This window comes from Streptomyces sp. NPDC001507 (assembly GCF_042894765.1).
Classification (GTDB): Bacteria; Actinomycetota; Actinomycetes; order Streptomycetales; family Streptomycetaceae; genus Streptomyces.
Window position 1 is genome coordinate 254,819 of the sequence record NZ_JBIAVV010000012.1, and the last position, 16,651, is coordinate 271,469.

The window sequence follows — 16,651 nt, forward strand, 5'->3', positions numbered from 1 at the left end:
AGGCATGACCGACACCGCGCACCGCATCGCCGCCCACACCGGCGTCGCGGCCTCCCTGGCCCCGCTGAGCGACGCCGAACTGGCCGGGCTGGTCGCGGAAGGCGCACCGCTCGGCACCGGGATCGGCGGCAGAGCGGTGCGGGTGACGGTGGACGGCAGGCCGGTGTTCGTGAAGCGGATCCCCCTGTCCGACCGGGAACGGCAACCGCGGCACGCCCGCTCCACCGAGAACCTCTTCGGCCTGCCGCCGTACTGCCACTACGGCATCGGCGCGATCGGCTCCCCGGGGTTCGGGGCCTGGCGGGAGCTGGCCGCGCACGAGGTGACGACGGACTGGGTGCTGGCGGGCCGGTTCCCCGGTTTCCCGCTGCTGCACCACTGGCGGGTGCTGCCCGAACCGCCCGCCCCGCTGCCCGGCGAACTCGCCGACGTCGACGGGGCGGTGGCCTACTGGGGCGGCTCCGCGGGCCTACGGGCACGCATCGAGGGCCTGCGGGACGCCTCCGCGAGCCTCACCCTCTTCCTGGAGCACGTCCCGTACACCCTGCACGACTGGCTGGACGCCGAGCTGCGCACCGACCGCGCGGATTCGGCCTGCGCCTTCGCCGCTCACGGGCTGGAAGAACTCACCGCGTTCCTCTCGGGCAGCCATCTCCTGCACCTCGACGCCCACTTCCGCAACATCCTCACCGACGGCCGACAGCTGTACCTCACCGACTTCGGGCTCTCCCTCAGCTCACGCTTCCGGCTGGACCAGGACGAACGGGACTTCCTCGGCCGGCACCGGCACTACGACCGCGCGTACACCGTCTACCACCTGGTGATCTGGCTGGTCACCGCGCTGTACGGGTACCGGGGCGAGGAACGCGCGGAGTTCGTGCGGGCCTGTGCCGGCGGGACGCGGCCCGAGGGCATCCCGCGGGCCGCCGCCGGCCTGCTGGTGCGGCACGCCCCGCTCGCCGTCGGCATGGAGGTGTTCTGCCGGCGGCTGGAGCGGGAGAGCCGGCTGACGCCGTTCCCGTACCCGGACGGTCACAGCAGCTGCACGCTCTCCGCGTAGTGGCAGGCGACCGGGTTGCCGCCGCCCCGGTCGACCAGGTCCGGCACCTGCTCGACGCAGGCGGTGCGCTCGCTGTCGCTGAGCTGGTTCGCGAACTTGGGGCAGCGGGTGCGGAAGCGGCAGCCGCTGGGCGGGCGGACCGGGCTCGGGACGTCGCCCTGGACGGTGATCCGTTTCCGGGCGCGTTCCTTGCGCGGGTCGGGCAGCGGGATCGCCGAGACCAGGGCCTGGGTGTAGGGGTGGGCGGGGCGGGCGAAGAGCTGCCTGGCGGGGGCGATCTCCACCAGGCGGCCCAGGTACATCACCGCGACCCGGCCGGCGACGTGCCGCATCACGGAGAGGTCGTGCGCCACGAACAGGAAGGACAGGCCCAGTTCGCTCTGCAGGTCCATCAGCAGGTTCAGGACGCCCGCCTGGATCGACACGTCCAGCGCGGAGACCGGCTCGTCAAGCACGATCACCTTGGGGCGCAGCGCCAGCGCCCGTGCGATGCCGATGCGTTGGCGTTGGCCGCCGGAGAACTCGTGCGCGAAACGGTTGCCGTGCTCGGGGTTGAGGCCGACCAGGCGGAGCAGTTCGCGTACCTCGTCGGCGCCGCCGGTCCCGTAGCGGCCGTGGATGCGCAGGGGTTCGGCGACGATCTCGTGGACGGAGATCCTGGGGTCCAGGGAGGCGTAGGGGTCCTGGAAGACGATCTGCAACTCGCGCCGCAGCGGCCGCATCTGACGTCTGCTCAGGTCGGTCAGCAGGCGGCCCCGGTAGTGCACGGTGCCCGAGGTGGCGGTCTCCAGGTTGAGCAGGGTCCGGGAGACGGTCGTCTTGCCGGAGCCGGACTCGCCGACCAGGCCGAGCGTCTCGTTCTCGTGCAGGTCGAAGGAGACCCCGCAGACGGCGTGCACGTCGCCGACCCGGCGGCGGACCACACCGCGCGACATCACCGGGAAGTGTTTGACCAGGTCGCGGACCTGGAGGACAGGGGCGCCGGTGCCGCCGTGGCCGGGCAGCGGGGGCAGCGGATCGGTCATCGGGCATCGTCCTCCAGGTCCGCGAACCGGGCCAGGGCCTCGGTGTCGGCGCCGACGGCGTCGAAGACCTCGCCGGCCGCCGCGTCCACGAGTTCGTCGGCGAAGTGGCAGGCGCTGCGGTGCGCGCCGGATCCGGCGGGGCGCAGGGCGGGTTCGGTGGTGTCGCAGGGCTCGCGGCGCATCGGGCAGCGGGGCGCGAAGGGGCAGCCCGGGGGCAGGTTGAGCAGTGAGGGCGGGGAGCCGGTGATGGGGGTCAGGCGGTCCTCCTCGCGGTCGAGGCGGGGCAGGGAGCCGAGCAGGCCCAGGGTGTAGGGCATGCGCGGGGTGTAGAAGATCTCCTCGACGGAGCCGGTCTCCACGATCCGCCCGGCGTACATGACGGCGACCCGGTCGGTGTGTCCTGCGACCACCCCCAGGTCGTGGGTGATCAGGACGAGCGCGGCGCCGGTCTCGGCGCGGGCGGCCTCCAGCGCCTCCAGGATCTGCGCCTGGACGGTGACGTCGAGGGCGGTGGTGGGCTCGTCGGCGATGATCACGTCGGGGTCGTTGGCGATCGCGATGGCGATGACGACTCGCTGGCGCATGCCGCCGGAGAGTTCGTGCGGGTAGCTGTCGACGCGCCGTTCGGGGCTCGGGATGCCGACCGTGCCGAGGAGTTCCACGGCGCGTTCGCGGGCCGGACGTCTGCCGAGGCGCGGGTTGTGCCGGAGCAGCGTCTCGGCGATCTGGTAGCCGACGGTGTAGACGGGGTTGAGGGAGGTCATCGGGTCCTGGAAGACCATGGCGATGCCGCTGCCGCGTACGTCCGAGAGCCGGGCGTCGGACATCCCGAGCAGCTCCGTGCCCTCGAACCGGACGGAGCCGCGCACCCGGGCCGAGCCGGGCAGCAGCCCCATCACGGCAAGGGCGGTGACCGACTTGCCCGATCCCGACTCGCCGACGATGCCCAGCGCCTCACCGCGCTCCAGCCGGTAGCCGACGCCGCGCACCGCGCGTACGGCACCGTCCTCGGTCGGGAACTCCACGCTCAGGTCCTCGACTTCGAGCACCGCGCCGGTCTCCTCGCCCTTCCCCACGACCCTGTCGATGCCGCCCTTGCCGTTGCCGGTGTCGGTCACTGTCGCACCCTTTGCTGCCGGGGGTCGAAGGCGTCGCGCAGCCCGTCGCCGATGAAGTTGATGGTCAGGGCGATGGCGATGATGAAGGCGCCGGGGATGTAGAAGAGCCAGGGCCGGGTGTCGACCGCGGTCTGTGCCTGGGCGACCAACAGCCCGAGGGAGGTGTCGGGCGGCTGGACGCCGAATCCGAGGAAGGACAGGGCGGTCTCGGTGAGGATGCCGGTGGCGACCAGGATCGTGGCGTTCACGATGATCGGGCCGAGGGCGTTCGGCAGCAGGTGCCGGAAGATGATCCGGGTGTCGGAGGCGCCGAGCGCCCGGGCGGCCTCCACGAACTCCTTCTCGCGCAGCGACAGTACGGTCGAGCGCACCACCCTCGACACGTACGCCCAGGTCAGTCCGGCGATCACCACGGCGATCCAGTACCAGGAGCCGCCGCTGCGCGAGGAGATGACCAGGGCGATCGCGAACAGCGGGAGCGTCAGCACCAGGTCGGCGATGCGCATCATCAACGCGTCGACGAAGCCGCGGTAGAAGCCGGCGACGGCTCCCCACACGGCACCGACCAGAGTGGAACCGAGGGCGATGAGGATGGCGATCTTCAGGGAGGTCTGGGTGCCGCGCATCACCTGGGCGTAGGCGTCGTACCCCGAGGAGTCGGTGCCGAACGGATGCTTCCAGGAGGGCGGTTGGGAGTTGTCGGGCGTGAACTTGGCGTAGGAGTAGTGCCAGAAGTGCGGGCCGACGAACGCCCACAGCACGATCAGCACGAACACGACCATGCTGATCATCGCTGCCCGGTGGCGCAGGAAGCGGCGCAGGACGAGCTGCGTCTGGGTGCGCCGCACGACGGTGAACTCGTGGTCGTCGCTCGGCGTGCGGGTACCGGCCGGCCCGACTGCTCCGACGTCAGTCATAGCGGATCCTCGGGTCGAGTACGGCGTAGAGCAGGTCGGCGAACAGGTTGAAGACGATGACGACGACGGCGGACAGCAGCAGCCAGGCCATGGTCCGGTAGACGTCGAGGGTGGTGGCGGCCTGGACGAGCATCTCGCCCATGCCGTGCCACTGGAAGATCGTCTCGGTGATGACCGCGCCGCCGAGGATGATCGCTATGTCGAGGGCGGTGACGGTGGCGAGCGGGATCAGCGCGGTGCGCAGGGCGTGCCGGGTGAGCACCCGGCCGCGGCGCAGCCCCTTGGCGCGGGCGAGCCGCACGTAGTCGCTGTCCAGGACTTCGAGCATGGCGGCGCGGGTGTAGCGGGTCCAGGAGGCGAAGGAGACCAGGGCCAGGGTGATGGTGGGCAGGATGAGGTGGCCGACGCGGTCGCTGAACTCGTTCCAGGTGGTGTCGACCTCGAGGTACGGGGACTTCTCGCCGATGGTGCCGAGGAACTGGCTGCCGGTCTCCTGGTTGAACCAGATCCCGGCCTGCTTGAGCAGGACCGCGAACCAGAACACGGGCATGGCGAGGAACAGGAAGCCGAGGAAGGTGATGGTGTAGTCGGCGACGCTGTACTGGCGGATCGCGCTGAACACGCCGAAGACGACCGCCATCACGAGGGCGAGCAGCATGGCGGCGGCGACCAGGGTGACGGTGACCCGGAAGCGGGTGAACAGGTCGTGGCCGATGTCCAGGTTGGACTGGACGGACGGGCCCCAGTCGCCGTGCAGGACGCCGGTGATCCAGTTCCAGTAGCGTTCCGCGACCGGTTGGTCGGCGTGGATGTGGCGGGCGAAGGCGGTCACGGCGGCCTTGCTGGGCGGGGGTTGCCGGGAGGTGGCGAAGTTGGCGACCGGGTCGCCGGAGTTGACGACGACCAGGAAGACGATGAACGTCGAGACGATCAGGACGGGTACGGAGACGAGGATGCGGCGCACGGTGTAGGCGAGCATGCGGTCTTCTCTCGCGGTGGCCCGGCCCCGGGGTCGCCGGGGCCGGGATGCGGATCCGAGTGGTCGCTGGGGTTACTTCTTGAGGCCCCATTCGCCGACGTTGTACGGCGGTCCGACGTTGGTGGAGTTGTTGCGCATGTTGACGAACCGGGTCTGCACCGCGAGGAAGGTGGGCTTCTGGTAGAGCGGCAGCACGTAGGCGTCGTTGACCATGATCTGGTCGGCCTGGTTGAGCAGGGCGGCGGCCTTGGTCTGGTCCGTCTCGCCGATGGCCGTGCCGATCAGGGAGTCGACCTGCTTGTTGCTGTAGCCGCCGTAGTTGCCGCCGGCTCCGGTCGTCCACAGCTGCTGGGCGCCGCTGATCGCGAAGGGCGAGGCGACCCAGGCGAAGACGATGATGTCGTACTGGTGGCCGGCGAGGACCGTGCCGAGGTCGGCGGCGCCGATCGGCTTGATCGTGACCTTGATCCCCAGGTTGGCGAGGTCGCTCTGCAGGATCTGGCACTCGCTCTGCCGGATCTGGTTGCCGGTGGTGTAGCGGCAGTCGAAGGGGCCGACCGTCTTGCCGTCCGGGGTCTTCAGGGCGGTGCCCACTCCGGTGAACTTGGCGTCGGTCAGGTACTTCCTGGCCTTGGTGAGGTCACCCGAGCCCTGGCCGCCGGCACTCACCACGTCCTTGTAACCGGCCGTTCCCGGAACGAAGTTGTGGTTGTAGAGCTGCTTCACGCCGGGATCGAACTGGGCGACCGTCTTGGCCATGATGTCCTTGACGCTGATGGCCGTGAACATGGCCTGCCTGAGGGCCAGGTACTTGCCGATCACCGGGTTGTGCAGGTTGAGGTCGAAGTGCTCCCAGGTGAGCCCGCTGCCGATGGTGTAGGTGACGTTGGGGATGGCCTTCACCTGGTTGACGAGGTCGACCTCGGGCTGCGGGTAGATGCCCTGGACCTCGTTGTTGCGCAGCGCGATCGGCTCCTGGGTGGCGTCCGAGATCACCTTGAAGATCAGCCGTTGCAGGGTGGCCTTCTTGCCCGTCCACTTCGGGTCGGGCTCGTAGGTGGCGTGGTCGTTGTCCACCCACTCGGTCATCTTGTAGGGGCCCGCGGTCGCGTACTTGGTGGGCGGGTTCTTCTGGAAGTACTGCCAGCCCTGGGTCATCTGGGCCGCCGTCATGTGGGCGGCGTCGCCCGCCCTGGCCCCGGAGACCTTCTCGGCGACGTGCGCCGGGTAGAACGGGTAGCCGGCGCCGAACAGGGACTTCCAGTCGGCGTAGGGCCTGGCCATCACCACGGTGACGGTCTTGCCGTTGTCGGAGCCGGTGACCGACTTGATGCGGTCGTAGCCGGCGGTGCTCTCCGGGAGACACCCCTTGGTCTGGGTGGAGTCACTGGCGGGCGGCGGCGGGCAGTCCTTGCCGTCGTTGGTGCGCCAGTAGTAGACGAAGTCGTCGGCGGTGATCGGGGTGCCGTCGTTCCAGGACGCCTTGGGGTTGATCTTGTAGACGAGGGTCTGCGGACTGGCGCTCGTCTGGGCCGCCGAGGTCACCAGGTCGGTGTTGAGCTTGACGCTGAAGTCCGGCTGCGGGACGTAGATCTGGGGCAGCACGGGGGTCAGCGCTTCGGCGTTCTCGAAGGTGTTCCCGTTGGTGTCCTGCACGTTCCACTGCTGGATGTTCTTCTCGATGACGTAGGTGAACGTGCCGCCGGCCTTGGTGGTGCCGGAGTTGCAGGTGTCGGCCTTGCCCTGGGTGGCGCAGGACGTGAGACCGGCGGAGGTGCCATTGCCGCCGCTGCCCCCGCCGCCTCCCCCGCTGCTGCAGGCGGCGAGCGCCAGGACGAGCCCGGCGGTCAGTGCCAGGCCCCTTGTGAGGGCCGAAGAGTGCGCGCGCATGTCCCTCCTTCAGCCGGTCGTTGTCCGGCCTGTGCAAGGCGGCCAGCGGCCGCGAGGAAGTTGAGCTGCGCACCGACGGTAGAACGTCTGTGTACCTCCTTCACGTTCTTGTTCATACCAGGACGGCGACAATTCACCCTCGTTTCCCCCTAGGAACCTTCCACCCCGCGCAAAGTCCCCTACACACGCCCCGGAAATGCCAAAGTCCCCGCCAACATCACTGATGCGGCAAGGACTTGACGAACTCTCAGGTAATGTCAACCGACCGGGACACCGGCCTCCAGATAGAGCGCGGCACCGCGTTCGCGGGCCCGCAGCGCCCAGCGCAGCCGCTCGTAACGCACCGGGGGCAGCAGGTCGGCGGCCTCCTGCTCGGTGACGAACCGCCAGTCCCGCAGCTCCGGTCCCGGCAGCACCAGCCGCCGCGCCTCGGCGGAGTCGAGCCGGCCGCCGTCGAAGAGCAGGCGCAGGCCGCCGTAGCGGGGCGGCGCGGGCTGCTCCCAGTCGACGACGAGCAGCCCCGGCAGCTCCTCCAGCCGTATCCCGGTCTCCTCCTCGACCTCCCGCACTCCCGCCCGGGCGGGGGCCTCACCGGGCTCGACGACACCACCGGGGAACTCCCAGCCGGCCTTGTAGGTGGGGTCCACAAGGAGGAAGCGGTCGTGCTCGTCGAAGAGGAGGACGCCTGCGGCGACGGTTTCGGCGGTGGGTTCGGGGGTTTGTACTATGTCACATACCGCGGCTTCGCCACTGCCCACCGCCTCCGCCACCCGCACCGCCGCCTCGTACGGACTGAGTGCGCTGGTGTCGACGAGATGGGCGTCGGCGCTGATCCAGGAGGCGAGGGCGGTGCGGTAGGACTCGATCTGGTCGTACGACCACTGCCGGATCCGCATCTCCCCGTCGGGCAGCTCGGGCGGGATCTCGCGGCCGGCTATTCGCTCACGCAGGATCGTTTCCGCCGGGGTGAGGCACAGGTGCCGGACCGCGATCCTGCGGGCGGCGAGGCCACCGAAGATCTCGTCGCGGTACTCCTGGCGCAGCAGCGTCATCGGCACCACCAGGGTTCCGCCCAGCTCCGCGAGCAGCGCGGCCGCGGTGTCGATCACCAGCCGGCGCCAGATCGGCAGATCCTGGAAGTCTCCGACCTCGGCGAGATGTTTGGCCGGCAGCAGGTGTGTCAGCGCCCCGCCGACGAGCTCGGGGTCGAAGAGCGTGCTGTTCGGGATCAGTTCGATCAGTTCACGTGCGGTGGTGGTCTTACCCGCACCGAACGCGCCGTTGACCCAGACGATCACGGACTCCCCCTCTTCTGTTGGCCCCCTGTGGCTTGCCCGCTCCACACTGCCACGGAAACCAGTTCCCGTTGAGGGCCCGCAACCGGAGTGCCGGTGTCCGTTGCCCGGGACACCGGCACTGCCGTCCCCTCGGTCTTCGCCGGGCTACTCCTGACCCAGGAAGTCCGGGTCGGTCTGGAAGCTGTCCTCGCCGACGACTTGGCCGACGTGGCCCAGGGTGTCCGAGACGTACAGGTCGCCGAGCGGGCCTTCGTCGGCCGCGTGGGACGGAGTGATGGCGGCCACGACGAATCCGGTGGCCAGGCTGGCGATGGCGAGCATGCTGCGCTTCTTCATGCCCGTCTCAACTGCGCCGGCGGCCGGTGGTCACGGGCGTACCCGCGAGGGGAGCAACGCGGCACGCCCGAGCGGGCACCGCGCGGCCGTGGTCTCGGAGACCGGACGGCCTGACCTGTTCCGGCCGGGACGGCAGCCGGTCCGGCGAGCCCGGCCGGGTGCGCGCTCACCGCGTCGGTCACCGGCCTCGGCGGTACCCCGCGGCCCGGAGGGCGCCGGTGCCGCCGACCGGCCGCGCCACGCCCGAGCGCCGGTCGGCGGCCGACCGCTCCCGCGGGGGCGCCGGGCGCGAGTGCAGCTCCGCGTGCGGACCGGCCGGCCGGACCTGGACCCCGGCCGACCGGGCCTGAACGTTCCTGCGCGGCCTGACGACCGCCCTCGGACCGCCGTCAGACCCCCGCCGCCTCCGCGTCCGGCCTGGCGGCCAGCGCGGCCGCGGCGGCGCCCACCAGGCCCGCGTCCGTGCCCATCTGGGCCGGTACGACCGTGAGGCGCTGGACGAAGGAGAGGGTCGCGTAGTCGGTGAGGGCCTTGCGCAGCGGCGTGAACAGGATGTCCCCCGCCTTGCCGACGCCCCCGCCGATCACCGCGATGTCGATCTCGACCAGGGTCGCGGTGGCCGCGATCCCGGCCGCGAGCGCCTGTGCGGCCCGCTCGAAGGAGGCCACCGCGACGGGGTCGCCGGCCCGGGCCGCGGCCGCCACCGCCGCCGCCGAGGTGTCGCCGTCCGGACCGGGCCGCCAGCCGCCCTCCAGCGCGCGCCGGGCGATGTTGGGGCCGCTCGCGATGCGCTCGACACAGCCGCGCGACCCGCAGGGGCAGGGGTCCCCGTCGAGGTCGACACTGATGTGGCCGATGTGACCGGCGTTGCCGGTCGGGCCGGGGTGCAGCCTGCCGCCGAGCACCAGGCCGCCGCCGACGCCCGTCGACACCACCATGCACAGCGCGTTGTCGTGGCCGCGGGCCGCGCCCTGCCAGTGTTCGGCGGCCGTGATGGCGACGCCGTCGCCGATCAGCTCGACCGGCAGCCCGCCGGCGGCCGCCCGCACCCGCTCGACGAGCGGATACTCCCGCCAGCCGGGCACGTTGACCGGGCTCACGGTGCCGGCGGAGGCGTCCACCGGGCCGGCGCTGCCGATCCCGAGCGAGCGGGCGCGCCCCCACAGCGGTGAAGCGGCGAGTTCGCCGACCACCTCCTCGACGGCCCCCATGACCGTCTCGCCGTCCTGCTGGGCGGGTGTCGCGCGCTGGGCGCGCGCCTGGATCCGTCCGTGACCGTCCACCAGCGCGCCGGCGATCTTGGTGCCGCCGATGTCGAGGGCCGCCACGAGGTCGGTGTGCATCAGAGTCAGTTCTCCCCGTCAACCATGAGTAGCCGAGTGACACAACAGGCCGGTCAAGCGGTGGGGACGCAGGCCGGAGATTGCGGTGGACAGTCTCCCTTGCATCTGACAACGTTGTCCAGGCTCTATGCTCGACGCCACATCCTCATACAAACCCACGAGTCTGTGTATCCCTGATACAAACCCATGAGCCCAGACACAATCCGTGAGCCCATGCATCCCGTGGACGACAGGACAGGACGCCGCATCGTGCCCGAGACCTCCCGCCGCGCAGACCGTCTCCCCGGCTCCCGTTACGGGACCCGGCCGACGATGAAGGACGTGGCGGCGCGGGCCGGTGTGGGCCTCAAGACGGTGTCGCGGGTGGTCAACGGCGAGCCCGGGGTGACGCCGGACACCGAACGCCGGGTCCAGGAGGCGATCGACGCGCTGGGCTTCCGCCGCAACGACAGCGCGCGGGTGCTGCGCAAGGGCCGTACCGCGAGCATCGGCCTGGTCCTGGAGGACCTCGCCGACCCGTTCTACGGCCCGCTCAGCCGCGCGGTGGAGGAAGTGGCCCGCGCGCACGGTGCGTTGCTCATCAACGGCTCCAGCGCCGAGGACCCGGAGCGGGAGCAGGAGCTGGCGCTCGCGCTGTGCGCGCGGCGGGTGGACGGCCTGGTGGTGATCCCGGCCGGGGACGACCACCGCTATCTGGAGCCGGAGATCAGGGCGGGCGTGGCGACGGTGTTCGTGGACCGCCCGGCCGGGAAGATAGACGCCGACGTGGTGCTCTCCGACAGCTTCGGCGGTGCCCGGGACGGGGTCGCCCACCTGATCGCGCACGGCCACCGCCGGATCGGGTTCATCGGCGACATGCCCCACATCCACACGGCGGCCGAGCGGTTGCGCGGTTACCAGGCGGCGATGGAGGACGCCGGGATAGCCGTCGAGGCCGCGTGGACCTCCCTCGGCGTGACGGACCCGGAGCGGGTGCGCCGGGCCGCCGAGGAGATGCTCTCGGGGCCGGAGCCGATCACGGCCATCTTCGCGGGCAACAACCGGGTCACCGTCACCGTGATCCGCGTCCTAGCCGAGCAGCGCCGCCCGGTCGCGCTCGTCGGCTTCGACGACATCGAACTCGCCGAACTGCTGCACCCGGGCCTCACGGTCGTCGCCCAGGACGCGGCCCTGCTCGGCCGCACGGCCGCCGAACGGCTGTTCCGCCAGCTGGACGGCACCCACATGGCACCCGAGCGCATCGAGCTGCCGACCAGGCTGATCACCCGCGGCTCGGGCGAACTGCCCCCGGCGGACTGAGCCGCGCATGACGGACCGGACGCGCACGGAACCGAGCCGCCGCACGGCCACCGGCCGGGAGTTCACCGAAGCGAGCCGCGGGAGGACCGGCCGGACACACGCGGCGTCGAGCCGCCCGGCGACCGGTCGGACGCCGGCCGTGCCGAGCCGGACGACGGCCTGCCGACCGCTCGCCGATCCGAGCCGCCCGTGACCGGCCGTACGCTCGCCGAGCTGGGCCTCGACGAGGCACCGCGGGACCGTCCGCTGACCTACCCCGGTGCCTGGCCGGCCGACTCCGGGCTTCTCGACGGCGACCGGCTGCTGCCGCTCGGGCGTCTGGTGCACGACGAGGACCGGGTACCGGTGCTCGCGGTCGGCTCCAACGCCTCACCCGCCCAGCTCCAGCACAAGATGGCCGAGTCCGGTGTCACCGGGGCCATCCCCATGGTGCGCGCCCGGGTCCGCGGCCTCGACGTCGGCGTCTCCGCGCACGTCAGCCGCCTCGGCTATGTCTCCGCGTCCCCGGTCGCGTCCCCGTCGGCGGTACGGGAGCTGTTCGTCCTCTGGCTGGACGGGCGGCAGCTGGAGGTGATCGACGCGAGCGAGGGCGTACCGCTGCCGAACGGCAACTTCAGGCGGGCCTGGCTGCCCGCCCCGGCCGTCCGCGCCACCCTCGCGGACGGCACGGCGCTCCCCGGCGTGCACGCGTACGTCAACCGGCACGGCGTGCTGCACGACGGCACCGGCGCACCCCGCCGCCACCCCGGCGAGCGCACCCTGCTCACCGAACTCCTGGCGGAGTCGGCCGAGTTGAGAGAGCTGTTCGGAGGCACGCCCGAGCAGTTCTGCGCGCGGGCGCGGGCCGACGCGGCACTGTGCGGGCGGGGCACCCGGCTGTTCGCGGACCGGAAGTGGGCGGTCGCGTCGGGGCTTGAGCGGTACGTGCGCGCTCAGCAGACGGGAAGCCCGGGGAGCGGCTCGTCGTTCGTGCCGCCCTCGATGTAGACGTCGCTGATGTACACGCCGGTGTTGCCCTTGTCGTCGTCGGTCCGGGCCCACCAGACGTTGGTCCGCCCGCCGTGGGTCTCCCGGCGGCCCAGGTCGGCCTGGCAGTAGAACGAGTGGATGCCCTGGCGGACCTTGCCGGCCTTGGTTCCGTCGGCGGTGTAGGACTTGGCGCCGCCGCTGCGCACCTGGCAGGTGTACGTGCCGTCTCCCGCGGGCGCGCAGACCGGGACGGGGGTGGCGGGGGTGGTGGCCGATGCCGTCGCGGTGGCGGTGGCATCGGCGGTGCCGGAGGGGCTGGGGCCGGAGGTCCGCGCGCCGGAGGGTGCGGCGGAGGCGCCGTCCGCCGGTCCCGCCGGTGCGCCCCCGGCGGCGTGCGTGGCGCTGCCGGCCGGCACGGCGCCCGTCTCCGCGCCCTGCCCCACGGGGTCGGCGCCGGCCGGGTGCCTGGCACCGGTGCCGCGGGCGCTCTCCGAAGCACCGGCCGGCGTCGGGGCGGGCGGCCCCGCGTCCGTCTTCGCCGTCTGCCCCCTGTCGTTCCGTAACGCGACCGTGAGCCCGGTCGCCGTGAGGACGACGGCGACGGCCACCACGACGAGCAACCGGGCCCGGCGGCGGGTGCGGGCCGGCCGGGCGGGGCTCGTCGGTCCGTCCAGGGCGCCGGGCAGCGGCGCGGGCGCTAATCTTCGGGCGGGCACCAGATCGGCGCCCGGGGTGCCGGCTCCCGTGGCGAGTCCGGCGGCGGGCACCGGGGCGAGCTGTCCGACGTGCTCGGGGTCGGGCCCCTCCGCGGACTTCCGGACCCGCCCGTCGCCGGCCCCCGCACCGGCCTCCTGCCCGGTCCCCGGGTCGGGCCCGTCCTCTGGCGACACCGCCGCCTCGGCCCCGGCCTCCGGCCGCCCGGGCTCCCGCTCCCGCTCCCGCTCCCGCTCCCGCTCCCGCAGGACCGTCGTCGGCGTGTCCTGGACCGGTTCCCGCGCCACCGCCCGGAGCAGCGCGCAGGCCTCCTCGGCGTCCGGGCGGGCGTCGGGAAGCTTGTCCATCAGGCGCCGGAGCACCGGCGCGAGCGGGCCGGCCCTGCGGGGCTCCGGGAGGGGCTCGTCGACGATCGCGGTGAGCGTCGAGAAGGTGGACGTGCGGCCGAACGGCGAGACGCCCTCCACGGCCGCGTACAGGGCGGCGCCGAGGGCCCAGATGTCGGAGGCCGGGCCGGGGGCCGCGCCCTTGGCCCGCTCGGGAGCCAAATAGTCCAGGGAACCCACGAGTTCGCCGCTGCCGGTCAGCTGGGTGGCCGAGCCGTCGCCGGGATCCGCCATGGTGGCGATGCCGAAGTCGGTGAGGACGACCCGGCCCGAGCGGTCCAGGAGTATGTTGCCGGGCTTGACGTCGCGGTGCAGGACGCCGGCCAGGTGGGCCGCGGCCAGGGCGTCCATGACCTCGGCGCCGACGCGGGCGGCCTCCTGCGCCCCGAGCGTGCCGCGCTCGCGCAGCAGGTCGTCCAGGGAGGGGCCGTCGACCAGTTCCATGACGATGAGCGGGCGGCCGTCGACCTCGGCTATGTCGTGCACGACGACCACCCCGGGGTGCCGCACCCGGGCGGCGGCCCGCGCCTCGCGCTGCATCCGCAGCCGGAGGTCCGCCAGTTCGGGTCCGGCGCTGTCCGTGTAGGCACGCAACTCCTTGACGGCGACCTCGCGGCCGAGGACCTCGTCGACGGCGCGCCACACCACGCCCATGCCACCGCGCCCGAGCCTGGCCACTACCCGGTACCGCCCTGCCAGCAGGCGACCGGTCCCGTCAGCCTGTCCGTACGAACCCGACACCAAAGCTCCGCCCCTCGCACACACCTGTGAATGGCGCACCAGAGTACGGGGCAGTGACAGGGTCGGTTCAAGTCGGCTGGAAGAGCTGTGACTTGACCGGTACCCGCTACTTCCCGGAGGCCGTCAGATCGCCGCGCCTGGGCATCGCGAAGGCCTCCAGGTCGGCCCGGGTCAGGCCGGTCAGCCGGGCCACCTCGCCGTTGTCGAGGGCGCCGCAGTCCAGACCGCGCAGCAGGTAGCCGCTGAGGGCCTTGGCAGTGGCGGGCTCGTCCATGACGTCGCCGCCGGCGCGGTTGGCGTACCGGGTGAGCCGGGCGGCCGCCTGCTCCAGGCCCTCGCGGTAGAAGGCGAACACGGCCGCGTACCGGGTCGGCAGATGGCCGGGGTGCATGTCCCAGCCCTGGTAGTAGGCGCGGGCCAGGGCGCGCCGGGTGAGACCGTAGTGCAGCCGCCAGGCGTCGTGCACCCTGGCCGTCGGCCCGACCGGCAGGACGTTCGTGGAACCGTCCGACACGCGGACACCCGTACCGGCGGCGGCGACCTGCATGACCGCCTTGGCGTGGTCGGCGGCCGGGTGGTCGCTCGCCTGATAGGCGGCGGAGACCCCGAGACAGGCGCTGTAGTCGAAGGTGCCGTAGTGGAGCCCGGTGGCCCGGCCTTCGGCGGCCTGGATCATCCGGGCGACGGTGGCGGTGCCGTCGGTGGCGAGGATGGACTGGCTGGTCTCGATCTGGATCTCGAACCCGATCCGGCCGGACTCCAGCCCGTGGATCTTCTCGAAGGCCTCCAGGATCCGGGCCATCGCGGTGACCTGTTCGGGGTAGGTCACCTTGGGCAGGGTCAGCACGAGCCCGGCGGGCAGTCCCCCGGCCGCGATCAGCCCGGAGAGGAAGATGTCGAGGGTGCGGATGCCCCGGTCGCGCACCGGGGCCTCCATGCACTTCATCCGGATGCCCATGTACGGCGCCGCGGTGCCCTCGGCGTACGCCTCGGCGATGAGCCGGGCGGCGCGGGCGGCGGTCTCGTCCTCCTCGGCGTCGGGGCGGGGGCCGTAGCCGTCCTCGAAGTCGACGCGCAGGTCTTCCACCGGCTCCCGCTCCAGTTTGGCGCGGACCCTGGAGTGGACGGGCCCGGCGAGGTCGTCGGGCAGGCCGAGGACGGCGGCGAAGGCGGCGGCGTCGGGGGCGTGTTCGTCGAGGGCGGCGAGGGCCCGGTCGCCCCAGGAGCGGATCGTGCCGGCCGTGAAGGCGTCGCCGGGGACGTAGACGGTGTGGACGGGCTGACGGGTCCCCGGATCACCCGGATAGCGGCGCTCCAGTTCGGCGTCGACGGGTGCGAGGGAGGCGCTGATCTCCTCGCTGACGGCGCCCGCGAGGCTCGTCGCCACCTTCTCCTGCCGGCCCTGACCCATCCCACACCCTCCTGTTTTCCACTGTACGGAATCAACAATCCGTTGAATGAAGGTATCCGGGTGCCGTCGGGGCGGTCAACACCGTGTCCACGGGGCGACACGCCCCCATCTGGGCATGTTCACCCTCATCACACTCCCGGGTATCACACTGCTCAACGCCCGCCCGTCCGGCTTGTGCCCCTGAAGGAGCCGTCGTGCCGAACCAGCGCCGAGTCACCCGCCGGCTGGGACTGCAGGCCCTGTTGGCCGCAGCGGTCACCGTGCCCCTCTCCAGTGGCGCGATCACCACCTCGTCCGCCTCCTCCGTCTCCGCCGCCCGCTGGCGGGCCCGCCGGGTCGCCACCCTCGCGGCGCCGGCGCGGCCGGCCCCCCGCCTCGACGTCATGACCTTCAACCTGCGGTACGCCGACACCGCCGAGCCCAACAGCTGGGCCGACCGCCGCCCGGTGATGGCCGAACTGCTGCGCCGCGCACAGCCCCAGATCATGGGCACCCAGGAAGGCCTCTACCAGCAGCTGCGCGACATCGACAGCGACCTCGGACCGCACTACGACTGGGTCGGCACCGGCCGCGAGGGCGGCAGCCGCGACGAGTCGACGGCCGTCTACTACGACCTCCGGCGCCTGGAACCGCTGGAGCACTACACCTTCTGGCTCTCCGACACCCCGGAGGTCATCCGCTCCAACACCTGGGGCGCCGCCTTCCCCCGTATCGTCACCTGGGTCCGCTTCCGCGACCTGGCCGACGACGGGCGGGAGTTCTACGTCGCCAACACCCACTTCGACCAGAAGAGCCAGTACGCCCGCGAGCGCAGCGCCACGCTCCTGGTCAAACGGATCGCGGAGTTCGACCGGAGGCTGCCCGTGGTGGTGACCGGCGACTTCAACGCCTACGCCCACCGGAACCGGGCCTACGACACCCTGGTGGACTCGGGGCTCGTCGACACCTGGGACGCGGCGGAGCACCGCGGCCCGCAGTACGCGACCTTCCACGGTTACCACCGCCTCAAGCCCGACGGCGACCGGATCGACTGGATCCTGACCTCGCCGGGTGTGACCACGCACCGGGCGACGATGGACACCTTCTCGATGCACGGCCAGTTCCCGAGCGACCACCTGCCCGTGCAGGTCTCACTGAGCCTGCGGTGACATGGCGAGGCCCCCGC

14 protein-coding genes are annotated in these 16,651 nt (G+C 72.0%); 4 read left to right on the forward strand and 10 right to left on the reverse strand.

The window, feature by feature from the left end:
* Positions 1-4: 4 nt before the first annotated feature.
* Positions 5-1,060, forward strand: a complete 1,056-nt coding sequence (locus tag ACFY0K_RS35390) for a protein kinase family protein (RefSeq protein WP_390643264.1) — start codon at positions 5-7, stop codon at positions 1,058-1,060.
* Here the strand turns inward: ACFY0K_RS35390 and ACFY0K_RS35395 are convergent.
* From ACFY0K_RS35395 to ACFY0K_RS35430, 8 genes are all read right to left on the reverse strand, one after another.
* Positions 1,033-2,085, reverse strand: a complete 1,053-nt coding sequence (locus ACFY0K_RS35395) for an ABC transporter ATP-binding protein (protein ID WP_388713938.1) — start codon at positions 2,083-2,085, stop codon at positions 1,033-1,035. The genes ACFY0K_RS35390 and ACFY0K_RS35395 overlap by 28 nt on opposite strands.
* Positions 2,082-3,203, reverse strand: a complete 1,122-nt coding sequence (locus ACFY0K_RS35400) for an ABC transporter ATP-binding protein (protein ID WP_390643265.1) — start codon at positions 3,201-3,203, stop codon at positions 2,082-2,084. The genes ACFY0K_RS35395 and ACFY0K_RS35400 overlap by 4 nt, the downstream gene beginning before the upstream one ends.
* Positions 3,200-4,120: an ABC transporter permease gene (locus ACFY0K_RS35405; protein ID WP_390643266.1), complete on the reverse strand. Its 921-nt coding sequence runs from the start codon at positions 4,118-4,120 to the stop codon at positions 3,200-3,202. Before ACFY0K_RS35405 ends, ACFY0K_RS35400 begins: the two co-directional genes overlap by 4 nt.
* Complete coding sequence (locus tag ACFY0K_RS35410) at positions 4,113-5,099, reverse strand: ABC transporter permease (RefSeq protein ID WP_382718234.1); 987 nt, start codon at positions 5,097-5,099, stop codon at positions 4,113-4,115. The genes ACFY0K_RS35405 and ACFY0K_RS35410 overlap by 8 nt, the downstream gene beginning before the upstream one ends.
* A gap of 72 nt (positions 5,100-5,171) precedes the next feature.
* Entirely contained in the window at positions 5,172-6,989 is a 1,818-nt protein-coding gene (locus ACFY0K_RS35415) for an ABC transporter family substrate-binding protein (RefSeq protein ID WP_390643267.1), read from the reverse strand.
* Between the two features lie 257 nt (positions 6,990-7,246).
* Positions 7,247-8,287, reverse strand: coding sequence for an NUDIX domain-containing protein (locus tag ACFY0K_RS35420; protein ID WP_390643268.1), 1,041 nt, complete (start codon positions 8,285-8,287; stop codon positions 7,247-7,249).
* A 144-nt stretch (positions 8,288-8,431) separates the two neighbouring features.
* Positions 8,432-8,623, reverse strand: a complete 192-nt coding sequence (locus ACFY0K_RS35425; RefSeq protein WP_351956152.1) for a hypothetical protein — start codon at positions 8,621-8,623, stop codon at positions 8,432-8,434.
* A gap of 389 nt (positions 8,624-9,012) precedes the next feature.
* On the reverse strand, positions 9,013-9,966 hold the full coding sequence (locus ACFY0K_RS35430; protein ID WP_352363060.1) for an ROK family protein: 954 nt from the start codon (positions 9,964-9,966) through the stop codon (positions 9,013-9,015).
* A 213-nt stretch (positions 9,967-10,179) separates the two neighbouring features.
* Here ACFY0K_RS35430 and ACFY0K_RS35435 point away from each other — a divergent pair, with 213 nt between their 5' ends.
* Both ACFY0K_RS35435 and ACFY0K_RS35440 read left to right on the forward strand, forming a co-directional pair.
* Positions 10,180-11,265, forward strand: a complete 1,086-nt coding sequence (locus tag ACFY0K_RS35435; protein ID WP_351956150.1) for a LacI family DNA-binding transcriptional regulator — start codon at positions 10,180-10,182, stop codon at positions 11,263-11,265.
* A gap of 189 nt (positions 11,266-11,454) precedes the next feature.
* A complete protein-coding gene (locus tag ACFY0K_RS35440) occupies positions 11,455-12,252 on the forward strand; it encodes a hypothetical protein (RefSeq protein ID WP_390643269.1) in 798 nt (265 codons plus the stop codon).
* Here the strand turns inward: ACFY0K_RS35440 and ACFY0K_RS35445 are convergent.
* A complete protein-coding gene (locus ACFY0K_RS35445) occupies positions 12,198-14,012 on the reverse strand; it encodes a protein kinase (protein WP_390643270.1) in 1,815 nt (604 codons plus the stop codon). The genes ACFY0K_RS35440 and ACFY0K_RS35445 overlap by 55 nt on opposite strands.
* Before the next feature lie 169 nt (positions 14,013-14,181).
* A complete protein-coding gene (locus ACFY0K_RS35450; RefSeq protein ID WP_390643271.1) occupies positions 14,182-15,486 on the reverse strand; it encodes a DUF6986 family protein in 1,305 nt (434 codons plus the stop codon).
* A 194-nt stretch (positions 15,487-15,680) separates the two neighbouring features.
* On the opposite strand from ACFY0K_RS35450, the gene ACFY0K_RS35455 reads away from it, so the two are divergent.
* Positions 15,681-16,634 carry an endonuclease/exonuclease/phosphatase family protein gene (locus ACFY0K_RS35455; protein ID WP_390643272.1) on the forward strand — a complete coding sequence of 318 codons (954 nt, stop codon included), beginning with the start codon at positions 15,681-15,683 and terminating at the stop codon, positions 16,632-16,634.
* Positions 16,635-16,651 lie beyond the last annotated feature (17 nt).

Bases quoted from the DNA above. Each gene is read 5' to 3' on its own strand.
- ACFY0K_RS35415 (WP_390643267.1), bottom strand. From the start codon at position 6,989: ATGCGCGCGCACTCTTCGGCCCTCACAAGGGGCCTGGCACTGACCGCC.
- ACFY0K_RS35390 (WP_390643264.1), top strand. From the start codon at position 5: ATGACCGACACCGCGCACCGCATCGCCGCCCACACCGGCGTCGCGGCC.
- ACFY0K_RS35425 (WP_351956152.1), bottom strand. From the start codon at position 8,623: ATGAAGAAGCGCAGCATGCTCGCCATCGCCAGCCTGGCCACCGGATTC.
- ACFY0K_RS35435 (WP_351956150.1), top strand. From the start codon at position 10,180: ATGCATCCCGTGGACGACAGGACAGGACGCCGCATCGTGCCCGAGACC.
- ACFY0K_RS35430 (WP_352363060.1), bottom strand. From the start codon at position 9,966: ATGCACACCGACCTCGTGGCGGCCCTCGACATCGGCGGCACCAAGATC.
- ACFY0K_RS35405 (WP_390643266.1), bottom strand. From the start codon at position 4,120: ATGACTGACGTCGGAGCAGTCGGGCCGGCCGGTACCCGCACGCCGAGC.
- ACFY0K_RS35450 (WP_390643271.1), bottom strand. From the start codon at position 15,486: ATGGGTCAGGGCCGGCAGGAGAAGGTGGCGACGAGCCTCGCGGGCGCC.
- ACFY0K_RS35410 (WP_382718234.1), bottom strand. From the start codon at position 5,099: ATGCTCGCCTACACCGTGCGCCGCATCCTCGTCTCCGTACCCGTCCTG.
- ACFY0K_RS35395 (WP_388713938.1), bottom strand. From the start codon at position 2,085: ATGACCGATCCGCTGCCCCCGCTGCCCGGCCACGGCGGCACCGGCGCC.